Below are 15939 nucleotides of genomic sequence, written 5' to 3' on the forward strand. Positions count from 1 at the left end.
CGGGGCCGACCCTCCCGGCTGCCAGTTGTGGGTCCGCTCGGCGAGCAATCTCACATGCGTTGTGGACAGCATCGAATGCCCACGGGAATCGATTTCTCCACGGCAGTTGCGCCTGCGCTGCGCAGGTAGCGATTCAAGCCTTCGACGTACTGGGGTTCGGTCCGTGTTCCCTCGGTGACCACAAGAATGCGCCGAGCGGGCTGCCTCTTGGGTCGGTTGGCGCGCCTGCCCGGCTTGGGCACTGCCATCTCAGTGGTCCTCGGCGCCGACGAGTGCGGCCAGCATGCTTGGCGAAAGTCGGGGAGTCCCACCGTAGCGGCCCGTGAGATAACGCCGCGCTATGTTCGCGTCCGGGTGCTTCGGGAAGTCGGCGAGGCAGGTCAACTCGGTCGCGCCTTCGTAGGTCTTGTCCGTGAGCCAGACCTGTTCGGGCTCCAACTTCACCTCACTCAGCGGCGACAGGACGTACGACTCGTGGCTGGTGAAGATGAGCTGCGCGCCCTGGGTGTTGACCAGTGGGTCAGTGAACGCCCCGAGTAGGACCTCAAGAAGGTGAGGATGCAGGCTGGCGTCGATCTCGTCGACGAGGAGCAGCCCTCCTGCACGCAGTGTCTCCAATGCCGGCACCGCGATGGCGAGCCACGCGATCGTTCCGTCGCTCTCGTCCTGGATCGAGAACTTGGGACATTCGTCAGCGCTGCCGCGATGGACGAAGACCATATGCCGGACCATTTGGGCGAGTTGGTCGTCATCCAGGTCGGCGGGCTCCACGTCTTCGTCTTCAGCCTTCTCGTCGGTCGCGTCGCTCGGTCGCGTCTCCTCTTCGCGCAGATCGCGCTGGAGCCGGCGGACGGCGCGGCGTACGTGCTCGGGGATGTTCCTCTCCTCGATGCTGACGTTCACAATGCCGATGTCCGCGACCTGCAAGAGTGCTTCGAGGTCGGTGAAGGTGATGTTCCCCTCGGCCAGCGAGTCCGCGATGCTCGACAGTCGTCCCTCGCGGTGGGAGTCCTTCACCAGAACGTAGTCGAACCCGACGGCCAGATTGTGAGCCACGGAATACAGCGGCGTATCGCGCAGCAACAGCGCGCGGCTGAGCACCAACTCACGTCCGGTTACTTCGATCCGTGCGCGCAGGCTTGGATGAAAGGTGATTGTGCTCGCGTCACGGTCCCGATCGAGCAGCGTGCGCCACCGTGAACGGGGGACGTCACGCAGCCACTCGCGTTTGATGCCGTCATGGTCGACCTCGAAGCCGTACAGGTGCCGGCGTCCCTCGTGGACGAAGTCGAGCTCGTACGTGCTGGATGACGTGCGAGCGGTCCCATCGAGCAAGAACGGTGCCCGATGCATGGACTTCGACGCCTGCCAGGCTGTGGCGGACAGGCTGATCGCCGCGAAGGCGTATCGAAGTGCATCCAGCAAGGCGGACTTGCCGGACGCGTTGCCGCCGAAGACCCCTGCCACTGGATATGTCACGGAGAGCCAATCGTGATCCTGGGGCCGGAGGGTGCGCAGCGACGGATGCGTGAGGTCGACCGTCACCTCGTCCCGGATGCTCTTGTGATTGCGCACCGTGAAGCTCAGCAGCGTCATGTGTCAAAGATGACATTCGGAGAGCGTTGGTTTGAACGATTTTCGAGCAAATCGGGGATCTCAGCGACGATCGCGATCGTCGACTGTGCCGGGCTGCGCAATGTTCGTGGCCGGTTCCGGGGCAATTCGTGAGGTTCAGACGACGATGGTGGTTAGGGCTGCCCAGAGGAGTGGGGAGTTTTCTGGGTGGGGTTTGGTGCGCCAGGTGATTAGTTGGGTGCGTTGCCAGGTGTTTAGGTAGTGTGCGGGGTCGGGGTGGTCGTGGGCGGTGTCTACGGCGGTGATGGCCTCCGAGAGTGGGCGTGTTGTGGTGGGTACGCCGGCCAGGGTGTGGAAGGCATGGTTTGTAGGTAGGGGCCAGCGGGTCGCGGTGACCAGGTGGGCGCCGTTGTGGAGCATGGCTGTGGCGAGGCCGAATGATTCGGTGAAGCGTAGGTCGCCGCCGGTTTCGCAGCCGATCAGGGCTACTCGGGGTGGGGCGGGCCAGATGCGCGTACCGGGCTGACCGTCGCTGTGTAGGGGGAGTGTGCCGAGGAGGAGGTCCTTGGCGGACAGCGGGCGGTGGGTGCGGGTCAGATCGGTGAGGCCGGTGGTTTCTGGGCCGCAGGAGAGGTGCATGGCGCCGTCCTCGCTCTGGCCTCCTTCTACTGGTGCACCGGTTACGTGGCCGACATACAGGAGTCTGCGGGCGCCGCTGCGGAGTACGTCGCTTAGCCAGTCGCGGTTGAGGTCTGTGCGGCGGAACGCGTCCGGTGCGGTGGCGGTGTGCGGTTGGACGGCGCCGGTTGCTGCGTGACGCTGGACCAGGGCGAGTAGGTCCGGGTCGGAGCCGGGTGGACCTAGTACCGAGCCAAGCGGTGAGTCAGCTCGGAAGCCTGGGACGCGCGGATCAAGCACCAACACAACCGGCCAGTCCACAGTGGTGTTGCTTGGCTGGGTTTGTTGGCGGCGTAGGGAGGTTGGGGCTGTGGTTACTACGTCTGCCAGGTCCAGGAGGCGGGTGTCGGCGTCGTCCAGTGCCAGTAGCTCCCACGGGACCTGTGCGACTCGGGGCGATGGCTGGATGCGTACTAGTGGCCGGCCTGCACGTTCCAGTACGTGGCGTAGCTGTGCGGTTAGTCCGTCCGGCCAGAGCGCCTTGCCGAGCGTACGTGCGAGCTGCGCTTCGCCACGCTGGTCCGACAGCGCACCTGACGCGAAAGCACGGCGTACGCCATCAGCGCCTTCGCCCGTGCCAGGTAGTGCAGCGGCCAGCTCGCGTACTGCCGCATCGACTTCATCAGCAGGCCCGCGGCCAGTACCGAACCCAGTCGCGCCGCCGGCCCACGTCCACGTCATAAACAGGTCACCAGCGTCAGCCAGCCGGATTTGTACTACCGGGCGGCTGGTGAGCTCGGAAGTGTTCCAGAACGGCACCTCCTGCTCGTCCACGATCGGCCGGCGGTAGCGGAACTCAGCCGCAGCTATGTACTCCTGAAGCGCAACCCGTTCCGCGGACATCCGTACCTTCGGCGGCGGCGCGACGCGGAGCCCGATCGACGCGGCAGCATCCGCAGCAACACCTCCGAGCGTCAGAGGCGAGCCGTACGTCTTCATCGCAGGCTCCGGGAAGACCGGTGCCGCAGCAGCAACTGCCGGCGGTGCGCCTAGTGCGAGCGCGGCGCCGGCGCACTGGTGTTCTACCAGTTCGAACAGTAGGCCCTGGTCCTCGCGGCGGACAGCCAGGCGGAAGACCAGCCGCATGGCGTCATTGGCCAGCTCAAGCCACTGGTTGCGGGCGTACGCGGTGACGAAGTCGTGGCGGGCAGCGGCCAGGGTCAGCGCAGCCGGGAGGGCCAGCGACAGCGCAGTGTCAACGGATGCGCGCTCGTGATCGCCGTGGTCTGTCTGGTTCAGGTTGTCTTCGAGAGTCCGCGCCAGCATCAGGTCGACCTGCGCGCACCGTTCATACAGCTCCTGCGCCTGGTACACGTCGCGCGCCTCCTGCGCCAGGCGCTGCAGCTCCTCGATGTCACCTCGCTCGTACGCGTGCTGAGCGGCCAGTAGCTTGCTGTCCGCGGCCGCGATCGATGCGCCGAGCCGTGCGAACCGGTCCAGGCTGGTAGTGATCAGTGCACGTGCGTTCGCAGTGTCGCCGCGTAGATCGGCGAGGTGGCTCCGTGCCTGTTCACAGGTTGCCAGGTCGCCGTACCGGCGCTGCTGTTCGAAGTACGTTGATGCCTGCGTGAACAGCTGCTCCGCTTCGTCGAGCTCACCGCGTTCCATCGCCACGTACGCCCGGTGTGCGAGCAGCGTTTGTACTTCACCGGTGTCGCGCAGTGTCTGGAAGCCCTGCTCTGCTTGGGCGAAGTAGTCCTCAGCCAGGTCATACCGCCCGGTAGCAGTGCAGATCGACCCGAGTGCGGTCTGCAGCCGGGGGATTGCCTCCACGGCAGTTGGCGGTGTGGTAGCGAGCACGAGGCTCGCATGCTCCTCCGCCTTACCCCACTCGCTGCGGTTGATCAGGAGAAGCACACGGTTCAGGCCGAGCTCGGCTGCACGCAGTCCGTCCGGGTCGGTGAACTCGGTCAGTACGGTTGCGGCCTGGTCGAGCCAGTCGAGTGCCTCGTCCAGATGGCCGGTAGTACTGAGTACTGCGGATCTGGCCATCATCGTACGGAGCTGCAGCTCCAGCCACAGTTGCCGGCCGTGTGGTCCCATCGGTGCTTGCGCGACGCTGTCGAGCAGCGCATGCGATCGCGTACTGGTGTCGTCGGCGCCGGGCAGATCGGATGCCGAGAGGTGGACGCTGGTGAGGTCGGCCAGTAGGTGGGCTCGGAGGAACCGTACGTCGGGTGAGTCCTCCAGCGATTCCGCCAGGACAAGCAGTTCGGCGTACAGGTCGTACGCGGCGGCGAACTCGGCTGCCAGGTGATGCTCGTGCGCGCGGGCGAACCCTGCGTCGAACGGGTCGCCGTACAGCTGGAGGTGCTGCGGGTTCGTACTGTCCGTCATCCGTCAGTAGTCCCCATCATCGCCGGCCCCGGCAAGGACCTCCGCGAGTAGCAGCTGACCAGCTGGTTCGGTGCGCATGCGCTCGCGGGCAAGGTTGCGGATCGCGGCCCGGTCGGCGCTGGCGTCGGACGCGGCGCCGGGATCGAACCCCGGCAACAGCACCTCCACACCAATCAACAGCTGTTCCGGAGATGGCAGGGTGATGTCCGCTTGACCGGTCCAGCTGTCGTCCTGCCTGGTGAGGCGTATCCGGGGCGGTTCGGCCTGGTCGGGCCGGCTTCCGGCGGGTAGGCGGACCTCTGCGGCGAGTGGCGTACCAGTCGGGGCCGACGGATGCGCGACGACCTCGATGTCCAGTTGGCGGCGGGCGCCCTGGGCGCGGAGGGTCCAGGAGATCGCCTCCTCGGCGGCATCGACGAAACCGGGTGGGTACCGCCGCCAGTCGTTGATTCCATTGCCTCGGGCAATCAACCGGCCGGTGCCGGCGTGCTGAGCACCAGCCGCGAGGGCGTAACCGCTCTTCCTTGCGATCAGTTCATTTGCCGAGGTGATGTCTGATTCCTGGGCCAGGGAAGCATGCAGCGTACGCAGCGCCGGACTGTCTAGGCCGGCGCAATCAGCGGCGTCGTCGATCAGCCGCAGAACCTCAACCAGCTGCCGCGCCACTGGTGATGCGATCGAGGGACTGTGCAGCCAATGGAGCAAGGGAACCAGTGCGGACTGGTGTTCTTCGATCAGCTCGGGTATGCAGTCGTCGTCATCGAACAGTTGCTGGCACTGGTGGGTGAGTGCGGCAGTCTCCAGGGCGAGTACGGCTGGGTTGAGGTCCGGGATGCCGTCCAGGTACGACGCCGGCCACCAGCGGGCGGCCCAGTGCGCGAAGGCGAGCCGCCCCGCCGTACGCGCAAGAGCCGACACCTCCGCGACAACAGCAACCTCTGCAGTGGCCACCTGCTCGTTGTACAGCGCCCATAGCCACTGCTGTGCGCGTACGGGGTCGTGGATGTGAGCGGTTGGCAGCCTGGGGCCGTCGAGGACTGACCAGGTGAGTACCGCGCCGGCGACGTCGAGTACTGCGTGGGTGAAGTCCGCGGTACCTGTGGTGGGGGCGGCGGCCGGGACCACGCTGATGGTGCCGTCGGGCGACTGGGTGGTGTGGACGGTTGTCGCAGGCATCAGGCGCTCCTCGACTCGGCCGGGTCCGCTGTGGTGGCTGACAGGGTCCGCAGGGCGGCGCGGACGCGTGCGCGGTGGTCCATCATCACGGAGCGAGCCACGCCGTCGAGTACCGTCCACGCTGCCGGCAAGTCCGGGAGGGGTGCGTCGCGGACGTCGCGGCCGTGGAGGCGTACCCAGAGTCGGCGCATGTACGCGCTCCAAGGTGTACGTAGGTCCTGGGCGAGTGAGTTCAGTACACCGCCGTCGGGGTCGGGGGAGACCGTCATGCGGCGCGCACGGAGTACGGAGGCCTCTCTTCGCCAGCGGCTGTTGACGGTCCGGTGCGCTGCAGTAAGGCCTAGCCCGCCGCCGACGCCCAGTGGGTCCAGACCGCTGGCCAGGCGGGCGCCGAGCGTGGCAGCGACTCGGAGGGTTTCGTTGGACAGACCTAGTGGGGAGCTGCTGCGGCTGACCTCTCGGCTGACGAGGGTTGGCACCGGTGGGAGCTCGTCGCGGCGGGTCGACGACTGGAGTACGACGAACAGGCGGTCGAACAGGGTGCGGTCGAGTGGTGCGGGGAGGGTGGCTGTCGAGGCACTGCGACCGACCTCGGGGCGTACGGGAACCGGATGCACTGTCAGGCCCAGATGCGTCGGTAGCTCATCAGAGCCCCAAACCCCGCCCGCCTGTGTCCACACCAGCTGACCGAACAGTTCACCGTGTCCAGCCGCGACCATCGCCGCGTACGCCACTGAGTCGTCCAGAGAGTCCAGTACCTCATCCGCCAGCGCAATAACCGCAGCAGCATCAGGTTGCGGCAGAAGAGCGCGGGCAGCCCAGGACTCGATCAGGGCCGCGTCCAGTTGTGTGCGGTGTTCGGTACTGGTCAGGTGGTTGCGGAGGGCTTCCACTGTGCGGTCCGCGGTGTCGTCGGCGATCTCCTGGACAACGGTGCGAGCGATGGTCTCCGCATCGGATGGCGGTGCACCGTGTTCGGTTGCCAGCTCGTAGCACCGCTGGAAGTACAGGTCCTGTGGGTTACCAGCTACGACACCCAGCGCCCGGCGGGCCTTCTTCAACAGGGTGAACCAGTGCGCCGTCGCAGCGAGGCAGCCCGCCGACTCCACAATCAGAGCGTTGAGACGCGCGGCCTGGTCCGGTGCAAGGAAGTCTGTCGCGAGCTCCGGATGCAGCGCGGGCCGGACGATCAGCGGCAGCACGATCAGCTTCACCGTGCGGGTCAGTGGAGCGCCACCAGGACCGCTCAGTGACTCCAGTCCGGGCCCGAGGTCACGCCAGGCGTGGTCGATGACCATGGCACGCGGGCGGCCCGCACCGGTCGCCTGGTTCGGCATACCGGGAGCGTACGTGGTCCCCGTACGCGCGGGCGAACCTGGGATCGGTAGACGCCACGTGCCGCCTAGCGTCCTGCACGTACACCGAGTAGCAGCACTAGGAGAAGACATGGGACTCTTCGGACGCAAGAACCGTGAGCAGCAGGCCGCCGAGATCATCAGCAAGGTGGCGAGCGGCAAGGGGTTCTACGGTCGCACCACTCGCGCGTTCCTTGGTCAGGAGGACTTCGCCAAGGTCCAGCAGTCGATCGGGGCGTACCAGTCCGGTCATGACGTACGCCAGTTGCTCGCGGCGGGCGTACCGACCGTACCGGCCATCGTGGTGTCGGTTGCTGACACCGGTCGGCTCATCAACTACGACCCGGTTGTCGACCTGGTACTGCAGTTGTCCGGTACGGATGCCGCAGTAACGCTCCGGACGATCGTCTCGAAGCTGCGCATCCCGCGCACCGGTGACCAGGTACACCTGATCGCGGACCCCAGCACACCGGGTGCGTACCTCTACGCCGGCGACGGCGTGAACCCGTGACCACGCCGCTGGTGCGGGCTGCGGGCTGAGATGGCCGGGGACGAGATCCACTGGGTGCTGGTGTCGCGGATCACCGGGGTGGGCGCGGTCGCTGTGTACGGGAGCGCGGGCACGATGATCTTGTCCGGACCGGTGATGCTGGGCGCCACCTTGCTGGCCGGGGCGGACATGCTGGTGATGGGGATCATCTTCACGGTCCTGATGCTTCCGCTCGGCCTCGCGCTCTGGGCGAACACCTCGGTCGAACGGGAGCAGAACCGGCAGCTTGACGCGTTCGGTGTGCCGGCGATCGCGGAAGTCACCGGGCTGGGCGAATGGGACGACGGCGAATCAGCCGGGATCACCCTCGAACTCCGGGTCAGCGGCACCGGCTTCCCAGCCTTCGAGACAACCTGGAAGCGTTCAGCGTCTCAGGACCTGAGAGTGGGCACGCGGGTCACCGCCGTCGTCGAGCCGGGCATCGGCCTCTGCCGCGTCGACCTGTGATCGGTCGGCGTGCCTGTGATCAGCTAGCGCGGCCGGTGATGAGTCGGCGGGGCTTGCGATCAGGCGGCGCGGACTGGGGTGTCAGTGCGAGTTGGCGATCTGGTCGGCGGCGTTGTGGACGAGGGTGATCAGTTCGGGTGGGGAGATCACCTGGGCGGCGCCGGCTTGAGCCAGGACGGCGGCGCAGGCTTCGTGCGGGTTCTCCAGGTCGGCGTGTACGAGCCAGCAGCCGTCTTCGGTGGGGATGACCGGGTGTGTGGCGCGGAAGCGGCGGAGGGCGTGGTCGCGGACCTTGAGGACCATCGGGTAGGAGGGGCGGGAGGCTTGGAACTCCCGCTGCGACTGGAGCCAGTACGCGGCGAGGTCGAAGCCGGGCGGGCGGGTGAAGGGGCGGTCGGTGGAGGCGGCGGAGGTCAGGCGGGAGAGGCGATAGGTCCGGAGCCGGCCGTCGGTGCGGGCGGCGACGAGATACCAGGTACGGCTCTTGGCGACGAGCCCCAACGGCAAGACGGCAAACGGCCCACGGCCGGACGCTGACGGTGCGGGCGGCGTGGGCGGCGTGACGCCGGCCGGCAGGGACGGAGGGGTGCTGTCGGCGGTCGGCAGGGACAGCGGGGCGCTGCCAGCGGTCGGCAAGGACGGAGGGGTGTCGGCGGTCGACGGCGTTGGAGGGGTGTTGTCGGCTGCTGGCTGGGGGTTTTCGCCGTAGGTGATTTCCAGTTGGTGTTCTTGCCAGACGGCTTCGCGGCAGAGGGACAGCCAGCGGGGTGTCTCCCGGTGGTCGTCCCAGCCGGCGTGGTCGATCAGCAGGCGTTGACGCGCGTACTCGGCCTCGCGACGTACGCCCTCCGGCAACGACGCGATCAGCTTCGTGACAGCGAGTTCGCTGGACGCATCCAGCCCCAGATCAGCCAGTACGTGCGCGGTCGCACCGACGAACACCGACATGACCTCGGACGGCGTGAGCCCGGTCAACCGGCTGCGGTAGTCGGGCAGCAGCGCCCACCCACCGCCCCGCCCGCGGATCGAATAGACCGGAACACCAGCCAGACTGAGCGATTCAAGGTCCCGCTGAATCGTCCGCGGCGACACCTCCAGCGCGGCCGCGAGCTGCGTGACCGTGGACTGGCCACGGGTCTGCAGATGCAGCAACAGGCGGAGGAGCCGTTCGGCGCGCATCCTTCGACTATCGCAGAAAAACAAGCCATCAGCTGGCGTCTTTTGTTCTTGCGGTCGGTCGCACGACCCGCAGCCCAGGTGCGTGCCGTCGTGGAGTCAGCGGGGACTGTCTGTGATGAGCGCGGACGTGTCCGCGAGGAAGTCGGCGGTGCTGTAGCGGTCGAGGAGCGAGGTCTGCAGGATGTGGGCGTAGATCAGGTTCAGCATGACCCGTGCCTGCCGGGGCGCCTGGGTGTGGGCCTGTCGCGGGTCGAGTCCGCCTCCGGTGGAGAGCCAGCGGGTGGCGTATTCGCGGACGAACTCGAACGCGACGGTGTAGACCTCGTTCGCGGCCGCGCGGACGGTCGGGTTGGTGACCGCCTCGGCCCAGACCTGCACGATGAAGCCGGTTGGCATCTCCGCTTGCGCGATCTGTTCGGTGATCAGCGTTATGAGGCGTGCAGGAGCGGGGAGCGGGTCAGACTCCAGGAGTCCTTCCAGGCCGATGAATACGCCGCCGACGGTCGTGCGAGCGACGTGGGCGATGATCTCGTCCTTGCTCGCGAAGTGGGTGTAGATCGCCCCGGAGGACAGGCCTGAGCCGTCGACGATGTTCGCCATCGAGGTCGAGTGGATGCCGCGCACCGCGAACTGCTCCAGCGCCGCGCGCGCGATCTGCTCGCGCCGCGCCTGCCGCCGCGACTCGCTGATCTTCGGCATCGCCGGCACTCCCATCCCAACAGAACGAACGTTCCCGCAGCATGCTCGGAAACATCCCTGGCCTTGACTTTCCCGGTGCAGAGAACGCTACCATAAAGAGCGATCATTCGGGTTTTTTGAGGCGAGGGGTTCATGGACGTGAACCAGACCGAAGAGGCTGTGGACTGCGTAGTGGTGGGTGGTGGCCCGGCCGGAATGATGGCGGGCCTGCTGATGGCACGCCAAGGTGTTCGAGTGCGAGTTCTCGAGAAGCATCCCGACTTTCTCAGAGATTTCCGGGGCGATACGATCCATCCCTCCACGCTGCGGATCATGGACGAACTCGGCATCATCGAGCGATTCCTCGAGATTCCGCACCACCGCATGAAGACCGTCGCCGTCTCTTCTCCGGACGGGGAGTCGGTGTTCGCGGATTTCTCGCTGCTTCCCGAGCCGTACAACTATGTGGCGTTCATGCCGCAGTGGGATTTCCTCGACTTCCTCGCGAACGAGGCTCAGGCCTACCCATCGTTCGAGTTGACCCGAGAAGCCGAGGTGACCGAGCTGGTTGTCAAAGGCAACCAAGCACGCGGAGTCCGCTACGCCACCCCGCGGGGCGAGCAGACCCTGCCCGCTCGCCTGGTCATCGGTGCGGACGGTCGTCACTCCACCGTGCGCACCCTCGCGTGGCTTGCCCCGACCGAGAACGACGCTCCCATGGACGTGCTCTGGTTCAGGATCAGCCGTGCGGAAGACGACCAGGTGCCGTTCGTCAGCGTCGGATCAGGGTTCACCATCGTCGCCGTAAACCGCGGAGCGTACTGGCAAGTGGCCTACTGCATCCCCAAGGGCGAGTACGACCACTTGCGCGGCTATCCCATCGACATCGTTGCCGACCGTATCCGCCAAGCCATTCCGGTCCTGGCGGAACGATTCACGCGAGAGATCTCCGGCTGGGACGACCTCAAACTCCTCAGCGTCTCGGTCAACCACCTGCGACGCTGGCATCGCCCAGGCCTGCTCTGCATCGGAGACGCCGCACACGCCATGTCGCCCGCCGGCGGCGTCGGCATCAACCTGGCGATACAGGACGCGGTAGCGGCCGCGCGAATCCTTGGCCCTGGCCTGGCGGCGGGCAAGACTCCCACGGAGACGTTGCTGAAACGAGTGCAGAAACGGCGAGAGCAACCGGCACGCATCATCCAAACCGGCCAGGTGAAGATCCTTGCCGACCTGTACCCGAAACACCTCGACGACACCTACAACACCCCTATGGCCGCGAGAATTGTGCGCCGCTCGCGCCTGCTGCAGAAGATCCTCGCCCGAGTCATCGGAATAGGTCTGCGGCCGGAGCACGTCTGACGCGACAAGTCCGCAGCTGCAGCAGCAGGCGGAGGCGCGCATCCTTCGACTGGCGCAGAAAACAAGCCATCAGCTGGCGTCTTTTGTTCCTACGGTCGGTCGCATGACTGCAGTCCAGGTGCGTAACCTCTCGATGTCCTATCAGGCCCCGGTCCGCAAAGGCGGATTACGGGCCGCGCTCGGTTCGCTCGTGCGCCGTGAGTACAAGACGGTGCAGGCACTCGACCAGGTGTCGTTCACGATCGCGCCCGGCGAGGTGGCCGGTTTCATCGGGCCGAATGGTGCCGGCAAGACCACGACGATGAAGATCCTGTCGGGCATCCTGCATCCCACCGGCGGCGAGGTCGAGGTGCTTGCCGCGACGCCATGGCACCGGCGCGCGGCGTTTCTGAAGCGGATCGCGTTCGTGCGTGGCAGTCAGCCGGTCGGTGGTTCGCAGGAGCTGACGGTGATGGATTCGCTGGAGTATCAACGGATCCTGTACGACGTACCACGTCCGGCTTTCCGTCGTACGCTAGCCGAACTCGAGGTGCTGCTCGACCTGGATCCCCTGCTGGAGCGGCAACTTCGCGCCCTCAGCCTCGGCGAACGAATGCGGGTCGGTCTCGCGATGGCGCTGATCTACCGCCCCGAAGTGCTGTTCTTGGACGAACCAACGATCGGTCTCGATGTCAGCGCGGCGAGTCAGATCCGCGAGTTCGTCGCGGAGTACGTCGAGCAGACCGGCGCGACCGTGCTCCTGACCAGCCACTACATGGCCGATGTCGCATCGCTGTGTCCGCGGTTGATCCTGATCGATCACGGCCGGGTCGCGTACGACGGGCCGCTGGCGGAACTGTCCACGCGCCTGTCGCCGTACAAGCTGATCCGGATCTCGGCGCGTGGCGCGGCGAACCCGGAGCAGTTCGGGGAGGTGGTCGAGAAGTCCGACGGGCAATGGGTTCTGCGCGTACCGCGTGACGAGGTGGCCGGTACGACGGCGCGGTTGCTGCAGGCGCTAGAAGTCGTGGATCTCGCGGTCGAAGAACCGCCGCTGGAGAAGGTCATCGACCAGGCGTACCGGGAAGGTCTGCGATGAGAACCGCGGTATTGCTGGGTTTCCGGCTCCGGCAGGAGGTGCTGGCGTGGTCAGGCGCGTGGTGGTTCCTGGCGACCCTCACCGTGCAGGCAGTGGTGGCGCCGCTGATCGGACTGTTCGTCTGGTCCGCCGTTTACCCGGATGATCCGGCGATCGCGCGGTACTACATCGTGGTCATCCTGGTCACCTTGATGACCGAGTCGTTCGAGCAGCACACGTTCTCCAATCAGATCTACGACGGTACGCTCAGCCACGAACTGCTCCGCCCACAGCCGGTCGTGATCGGCGTGATCGGGATGAATCTCGCGACGCGGATCTGGCTGACCTTCCTCGGTGCACCGGTCGTCGTACTGGCCGGGATTTCGCTGCGCGCCGGCTTCGACTGGGCGGCGGTGTTGCGGAGCGCGCCGTACATCGTGCCGGCCGGAGTGCTGGTTTTCCTGTGGACCTTCCTGCTGTCGCTGACCGCGTTCTGGACCGACAAGGTGCATTCGATCGTCGGGTTCGGCAGCCAGCTGATCTTCCTGCTCGGCGGCACTGCGGCCCCGATCGCGCTACTGCCGGAAGCCTGGCGGCGCGTTGCCGAAGTCCTGCCGTTCTACGGCATGATCGGTCTCCCCGCCGACCTGGCCGCGGGCACCCGCTCGACGGGGTCGCTCGGCTACCAACTCGCCTGGATCGCGGTCCTTGGTTCAGCCGTCACGATCAGTTGGCGAATTGGCGTACGCAGGTACACGGCGGTGGGATCATGAAGCTGCTTCGCCTGGTGGGTGTGGGTTTCTCGATGGCGCTCCGCCGGAGCGTGGCGTTCCGGATCAATCTGTTCTTCGACGTTCTGCTCGCGTTCACCGGTCTCGGTACGGCGATCGCCGCGGTGCTGATCGTGTTCACCCGCGCGGACAGTCTGGCCGGGTGGTCGAAGGCGGAGTTCCTGGTGCTGATCGGGACGTACCAGTTGATCACCGGGCTGCGGGCGACGTTCGTCGATCCGAACCTGGCGTGGTTCCCGGAAACCGGGATCCGGAACGGGAAGCTCGACGGCTATTTGTTGCAGCCGGCATCGAGTCTGTTCCTGGCGAGCCTGTCGCTGTCGTCGCCGTTGGCGCTGATCCAGTTCGTACTCGGCGGGGTCGTACTGGGCTGGGGGATCGGGGCCACGGACCGGCCGCCGAGCCTGGCCGGCGTACTCAGCTGGCTGGTGCTGGTCGTCGCCGGGCTCGTGGTGACGTGGGCGTTGAGCGTGCTGCTGGCGTGCCTGGCCTTCTGGGCGCCGAAGTTGCAGCTCGACGTGTTCTACCACTCCGCCTGGCAGCTCGGTCGGTACCCGACGGATGTGTTCACTCGCCCGATCCGGGTGTTACTGACGTACGTCTTCCCGATGGCCCTGATCGCGTCCATCCCATCCGCCGCACTGCTCCGCGGCCCGCGGTTGGCGCCCGTACTGGCAGGGGTGGCTGCCGCTGGCGGAACTGCCGCCCTGGCGGCACTGGCCTGGCGCGCCGGCCTCAAGCGCTACACCGGCGCCACCTCATGATCGGCCTGACGACTAGGCGTCGAGTAGCGCGGTGAGGGTGTGGTGGGCGGTGCGGGACATCACGGGGTTGGTGTCGACGTAGTACCAGAGGCAGCCGATGGCCTGGGCGAAGGACCAGGCCATGCCGCGGCGCCACTCGGCGTCGTCACTGCCCAGCGCTTCCCGGAACGCCTTCCGCGCGGTCGGGTCGAGCAGGTTCCAGGCCGGCTGAAGATCCATCGCGGGGTCGGCGACGGCGAACCCGCCGACGTCGATCACCGCGGCCAACCGCCCGTCCGCGACAAGCAGGTTGCCGGGCATCAGGTCGCGGTGCGTCCACACGTCCGGTTCGGTACGCGGCGCCGTACGCAACTCGGCCCACAATCGCGCCAGCGCGTCGATGTCGATCATGCCGCGGCTCTTCTCAAGCCCCTCGGCGACGTACGTGTCCTGGGACGTCAGCGTGCCGCCCCGCCACGACCCGGTGAACACGCGCCCTTCGGTCGGCTCGGCACGCAACGCCAGTACGAAGCGCGCCAGGTCCTCGGCGAAAGCGGTCGACCCGGAGACCTCCGCGTCGTACGCGATCGTGCCCGGCAACCAGCTGTACACCGCCCAGGGCAGCGGATACCCGGCACCCGGCGCACCGATCGCGACAGGCTCCGGCGTCGGGTACGGCGAGATCGCCCGCAGCCGGCGCGCCGCGGTTGCCTCGTCATCCAGCTCCGCGCGGATCTCCGCCGGATCGCCCGGCAGAATCGGGAACCGGGCCACCAGCTCAGCGCCGATCCGGAACAGTGCGTTCACCGTCCCGTGCGAAGGCACCGCCCGCACCGCGAGCCCACTCCACGCCGGGAACTGCTCGCTGATCAACTCCGAGACCAGCCCGACACTGACATCCAACTGCCCGGCATGCATCACCCGCCAAGTATCCGCGGCTCCCAACCCGTCCGCATGCCAATTACCGCCGCGGGTCTCAGTGGGTGGCGAGCGGGCGGGCGCGTTCGGTGGCGAGACGGATGGCGAAGACCGCCAGGGCGGTGCCGGTCAGGTAGCGGTGGACGCGGAGCCAGGTCGGGCGGCGGGAGAGGAAGCCGGCGATCGAGCCGGCGGTGATCACGAAGACCGCGTTCACCGCGACGCCGACGGCGAGCTGGACGAAGCCGAGGATCAGGCTCTGGCTGCCGAGGTGCCCACGGGACGGATCCAGGAACTGTGGCAGCAGCGAGATGTAGAGAATCGCGATCTTCGGGTTCAGCAGGCAGGTGAGCAGGCCCATGCCGAACAGTTTGCGGGGCCGGTCGGGCGCCAGCTCCTGGGTCGCGAACACCGAACTGCCGCCGGGACGGAACGCGTTCCAGGCGAGCCAGAGCAGGTACGCGGCGCCGATCAGCTTCAGCGTCAGGTAGATTTCCGGAACCAGCGCGAACAGCGTGGCCAGCCCGGCGCTGGCCGCGAGCAGGTACACGAAGAAGCCGAGGCCGACCCCCGCCAGCGAGACCAGCCCGGCCCGGCGGCCCTGGGCGATCGAGCGGGAGACCAGGTAGATCATGTTCGGCCCGGGCGTGATCACCAGGCCGAGCTCGACCAGCGCGATCCCGAGCATTGCCTCACCGCTGACCAGCATTTCGTGTCCCTCTCTCGGTTCCGTTCCGGGCGTACGCCGAACCTAACAGCGGGACGCGTACGTCCGCGGAGGTTTTCACGGACGGAGATTTCGGTCGCGGCGGTACTGACTCTCGGTTAGCGTGGGTGCGTACGCCTGACGGTTTGTGAAGGAGACGGTATGAGCGACAAGTCCAGCGAGCCGGCGGACGATCTGCAGAAGAAGTTTCGGGAAGCGCTGGAGAAGAAGAACGCCGGCAACCACGCGCACCCGGGCCGCGGCGTCCGCGGTCAGGGCGTCGGCGAAGCGCACAACGACAAGCAGAAGCGCCAGTTCCGGCGCAAGTCCGGCAGCTGAGAACCGCCACTGTCCATCCATCCACTGAGCCCCGGGTCGCCGCCCGGG

General features: G+C 66.8%; 15 protein-coding genes. 7 read left to right on the forward strand and 8 right to left on the reverse strand.

The window, feature by feature from the left end; genetic code table 11:
- Positions 1-249: 249 nt before the first annotated feature.
- The 4 genes from HDA44_RS33870 to HDA44_RS33885 all read right to left on the reverse strand — a co-directional run bounded on the left by HDA44_RS33870 (position 250) and on the right by HDA44_RS33885 (position 7103).
- Positions 250-1596, reverse strand: coding sequence for an AAA family ATPase (locus tag HDA44_RS33870; protein ID WP_184841508.1), 1347 nt, complete (start codon positions 1594-1596; stop codon positions 250-252).
- A 135-nt stretch (positions 1597-1731) separates the two neighbouring features.
- A complete protein-coding gene (locus HDA44_RS33875) occupies positions 1732-4590 on the reverse strand; it encodes a CHAT domain-containing protein (protein WP_184841510.1) in 2859 nt (952 codons plus the stop codon).
- Positions 4591-4593: 3 nt separating this feature from the next.
- Positions 4594-5766, reverse strand: a complete 1173-nt coding sequence (locus HDA44_RS33880) for a hypothetical protein (protein ID WP_184841512.1) — start codon at positions 5764-5766, stop codon at positions 4594-4596.
- Positions 5766-7103, reverse strand: coding sequence for a hypothetical protein (locus tag HDA44_RS33885; RefSeq protein ID WP_202887704.1), 1338 nt, complete (start codon positions 7101-7103; stop codon positions 5766-5768). Before HDA44_RS33885 ends, HDA44_RS33880 begins: the two co-directional genes overlap by 1 nt.
- A gap of 109 nt (positions 7104-7212) precedes the next feature.
- Between HDA44_RS33885 and HDA44_RS33890 the strand changes: the two genes are divergently transcribed.
- Together HDA44_RS33890 and HDA44_RS33895 are read left to right on the forward strand one after the other, a co-directional pair.
- Entirely contained in the window at positions 7213-7632 is a 420-nt protein-coding gene (locus HDA44_RS33890) for a hypothetical protein (protein WP_184841514.1), read from the forward strand.
- 30 nt (positions 7633-7662) lie between these two features.
- Positions 7663-8118: a hypothetical protein gene (locus HDA44_RS33895; protein ID WP_184841516.1), complete on the forward strand. Its 456-nt coding sequence runs from the start codon at positions 7663-7665 to the stop codon at positions 8116-8118.
- 81 nt (positions 8119-8199) lie between these two features.
- On the opposite strand, the gene HDA44_RS33900 is transcribed toward HDA44_RS33895, so the two are convergent.
- Together HDA44_RS33900 and HDA44_RS33905 are read right to left on the reverse strand one after the other, a co-directional pair.
- Entirely contained in the window at positions 8200-9297 is a 1098-nt protein-coding gene (locus HDA44_RS33900) for a helix-turn-helix transcriptional regulator (protein WP_184841518.1), read from the reverse strand.
- A gap of 96 nt (positions 9298-9393) precedes the next feature.
- Entirely contained in the window at positions 9394-9996 is a 603-nt protein-coding gene (locus HDA44_RS33905; protein WP_184841520.1) for a TetR/AcrR family transcriptional regulator, read from the reverse strand.
- Between the two features lie 132 nt (positions 9997-10128).
- On the opposite strand from HDA44_RS33905, the gene HDA44_RS33910 reads away from it, so the two are divergent.
- The 4 genes from HDA44_RS33910 (at position 10129) to HDA44_RS33925 (ending at position 13949) form a co-directional block, all read left to right on the forward strand.
- A complete protein-coding gene (locus HDA44_RS33910; RefSeq protein ID WP_184841522.1) occupies positions 10129-11337 on the forward strand; it encodes an FAD-dependent oxidoreductase in 1209 nt (402 codons plus the stop codon).
- Between the two features lie 103 nt (positions 11338-11440).
- Positions 11441-12415 (forward strand): ABC transporter ATP-binding protein, encoded by a 975-nt coding sequence (locus HDA44_RS33915; RefSeq protein WP_184841524.1) that lies wholly within the window; start codon positions 11441-11443, stop codon positions 12413-12415.
- Complete coding sequence (locus tag HDA44_RS33920) at positions 12412-13167, forward strand: ABC-2 family transporter protein (protein WP_184841528.1); 756 nt, start codon at positions 12412-12414, stop codon at positions 13165-13167. Before HDA44_RS33915 ends, HDA44_RS33920 begins: the two co-directional genes overlap by 4 nt.
- Complete coding sequence (locus HDA44_RS33925; RefSeq protein ID WP_184841530.1) at positions 13164-13949, forward strand: ABC-2 family transporter protein; 786 nt, start codon at positions 13164-13166, stop codon at positions 13947-13949. Before HDA44_RS33920 ends, HDA44_RS33925 begins: the two co-directional genes overlap by 4 nt.
- Positions 13950-13961: 12 nt before the next feature.
- Here the strand turns inward: HDA44_RS33925 and HDA44_RS33930 are convergent, their stop codons facing one another.
- Positions 13962-14846 carry an aminoglycoside phosphotransferase family protein gene (locus tag HDA44_RS33930; protein ID WP_184844715.1) on the reverse strand — a complete coding sequence of 295 codons (885 nt, stop codon included), beginning with the start codon at positions 14844-14846 and terminating at the stop codon, positions 13962-13964.
- A 58-nt stretch (positions 14847-14904) separates the two neighbouring features.
- Entirely contained in the window at positions 14905-15555 is a 651-nt protein-coding gene (locus tag HDA44_RS33935; protein ID WP_202887707.1) for a LysE family translocator, read from the reverse strand.
- Positions 15556-15714: 159 nt separating this feature from the next.
- On the opposite strand from HDA44_RS33935, the gene HDA44_RS33940 reads away from it, so the two are divergent.
- The gene (locus HDA44_RS33940) at positions 15715-15891 is read left to right on the forward strand and encodes a DUF5302 domain-containing protein (protein ID WP_184841532.1); all 177 of its coding nucleotides are present in this window, start codon (positions 15715-15717) and stop codon (positions 15889-15891) included.
- Positions 15892-15939 lie beyond the last annotated feature (48 nt).

This window comes from Kribbella solani, from assembly GCF_014205295.1.
Classification (GTDB): Bacteria; Actinomycetota; Actinomycetes; order Propionibacteriales; family Kribbellaceae; genus Kribbella; species Kribbella solani.

Excerpts from the sequence above, each read along its gene's own strand:
- HDA44_RS33870 (WP_184841508.1), bottom strand. The coding sequence starts at position 1,596 with ATGACGCTGCTGAGCTTCACGGTGCGCAATCACAAGAGCATCCGGGAC.
- HDA44_RS33875 (WP_184841510.1), bottom strand. The coding sequence starts at position 4,590 with ATGACGGACAGTACGAACCCGCAGCACCTCCAGCTGTACGGCGACCCG.
- HDA44_RS33880 (WP_184841512.1), bottom strand. The coding sequence starts at position 5,766 with ATGCCTGCGACAACCGTCCACACCACCCAGTCGCCCGACGGCACCATC.
- HDA44_RS33885 (WP_202887704.1), bottom strand. The coding sequence starts at position 7,103 with ATGCCGAACCAGGCGACCGGTGCGGGCCGCCCGCGTGCCATGGTCATC.
- HDA44_RS33890 (WP_184841514.1), top strand. The coding sequence starts at position 7,213 with ATGGGACTCTTCGGACGCAAGAACCGTGAGCAGCAGGCCGCCGAGATC.
- HDA44_RS33895 (WP_184841516.1), top strand. The coding sequence starts at position 7,663 with ATGGCCGGGGACGAGATCCACTGGGTGCTGGTGTCGCGGATCACCGGG.
- HDA44_RS33900 (WP_184841518.1), bottom strand. The coding sequence starts at position 9,297 with ATGCGCGCCGAACGGCTCCTCCGCCTGTTGCTGCATCTGCAGACCCGT.
- HDA44_RS33905 (WP_184841520.1), bottom strand. The coding sequence starts at position 9,996 with ATGCCGAAGATCAGCGAGTCGCGGCGGCAGGCGCGGCGCGAGCAGATC.
- HDA44_RS33910 (WP_184841522.1), top strand. The coding sequence starts at position 10,129 with ATGGACGTGAACCAGACCGAAGAGGCTGTGGACTGCGTAGTGGTGGGT.
- HDA44_RS33915 (WP_184841524.1), top strand. The coding sequence starts at position 11,441 with ATGACTGCAGTCCAGGTGCGTAACCTCTCGATGTCCTATCAGGCCCCG.
- HDA44_RS33920 (WP_184841528.1), top strand. The coding sequence starts at position 12,412 with ATGAGAACCGCGGTATTGCTGGGTTTCCGGCTCCGGCAGGAGGTGCTG.
- HDA44_RS33925 (WP_184841530.1), top strand. The coding sequence starts at position 13,164 with ATGAAGCTGCTTCGCCTGGTGGGTGTGGGTTTCTCGATGGCGCTCCGC.
- HDA44_RS33930 (WP_184844715.1), bottom strand. The coding sequence starts at position 14,846 with ATGCATGCCGGGCAGTTGGATGTCAGTGTCGGGCTGGTCTCGGAGTTG.
- HDA44_RS33935 (WP_202887707.1), bottom strand. The coding sequence starts at position 15,555 with ATGCTGGTCAGCGGTGAGGCAATGCTCGGGATCGCGCTGGTCGAGCTC.
- HDA44_RS33940 (WP_184841532.1), top strand. The coding sequence starts at position 15,715 with ATGAGCGACAAGTCCAGCGAGCCGGCGGACGATCTGCAGAAGAAGTTT.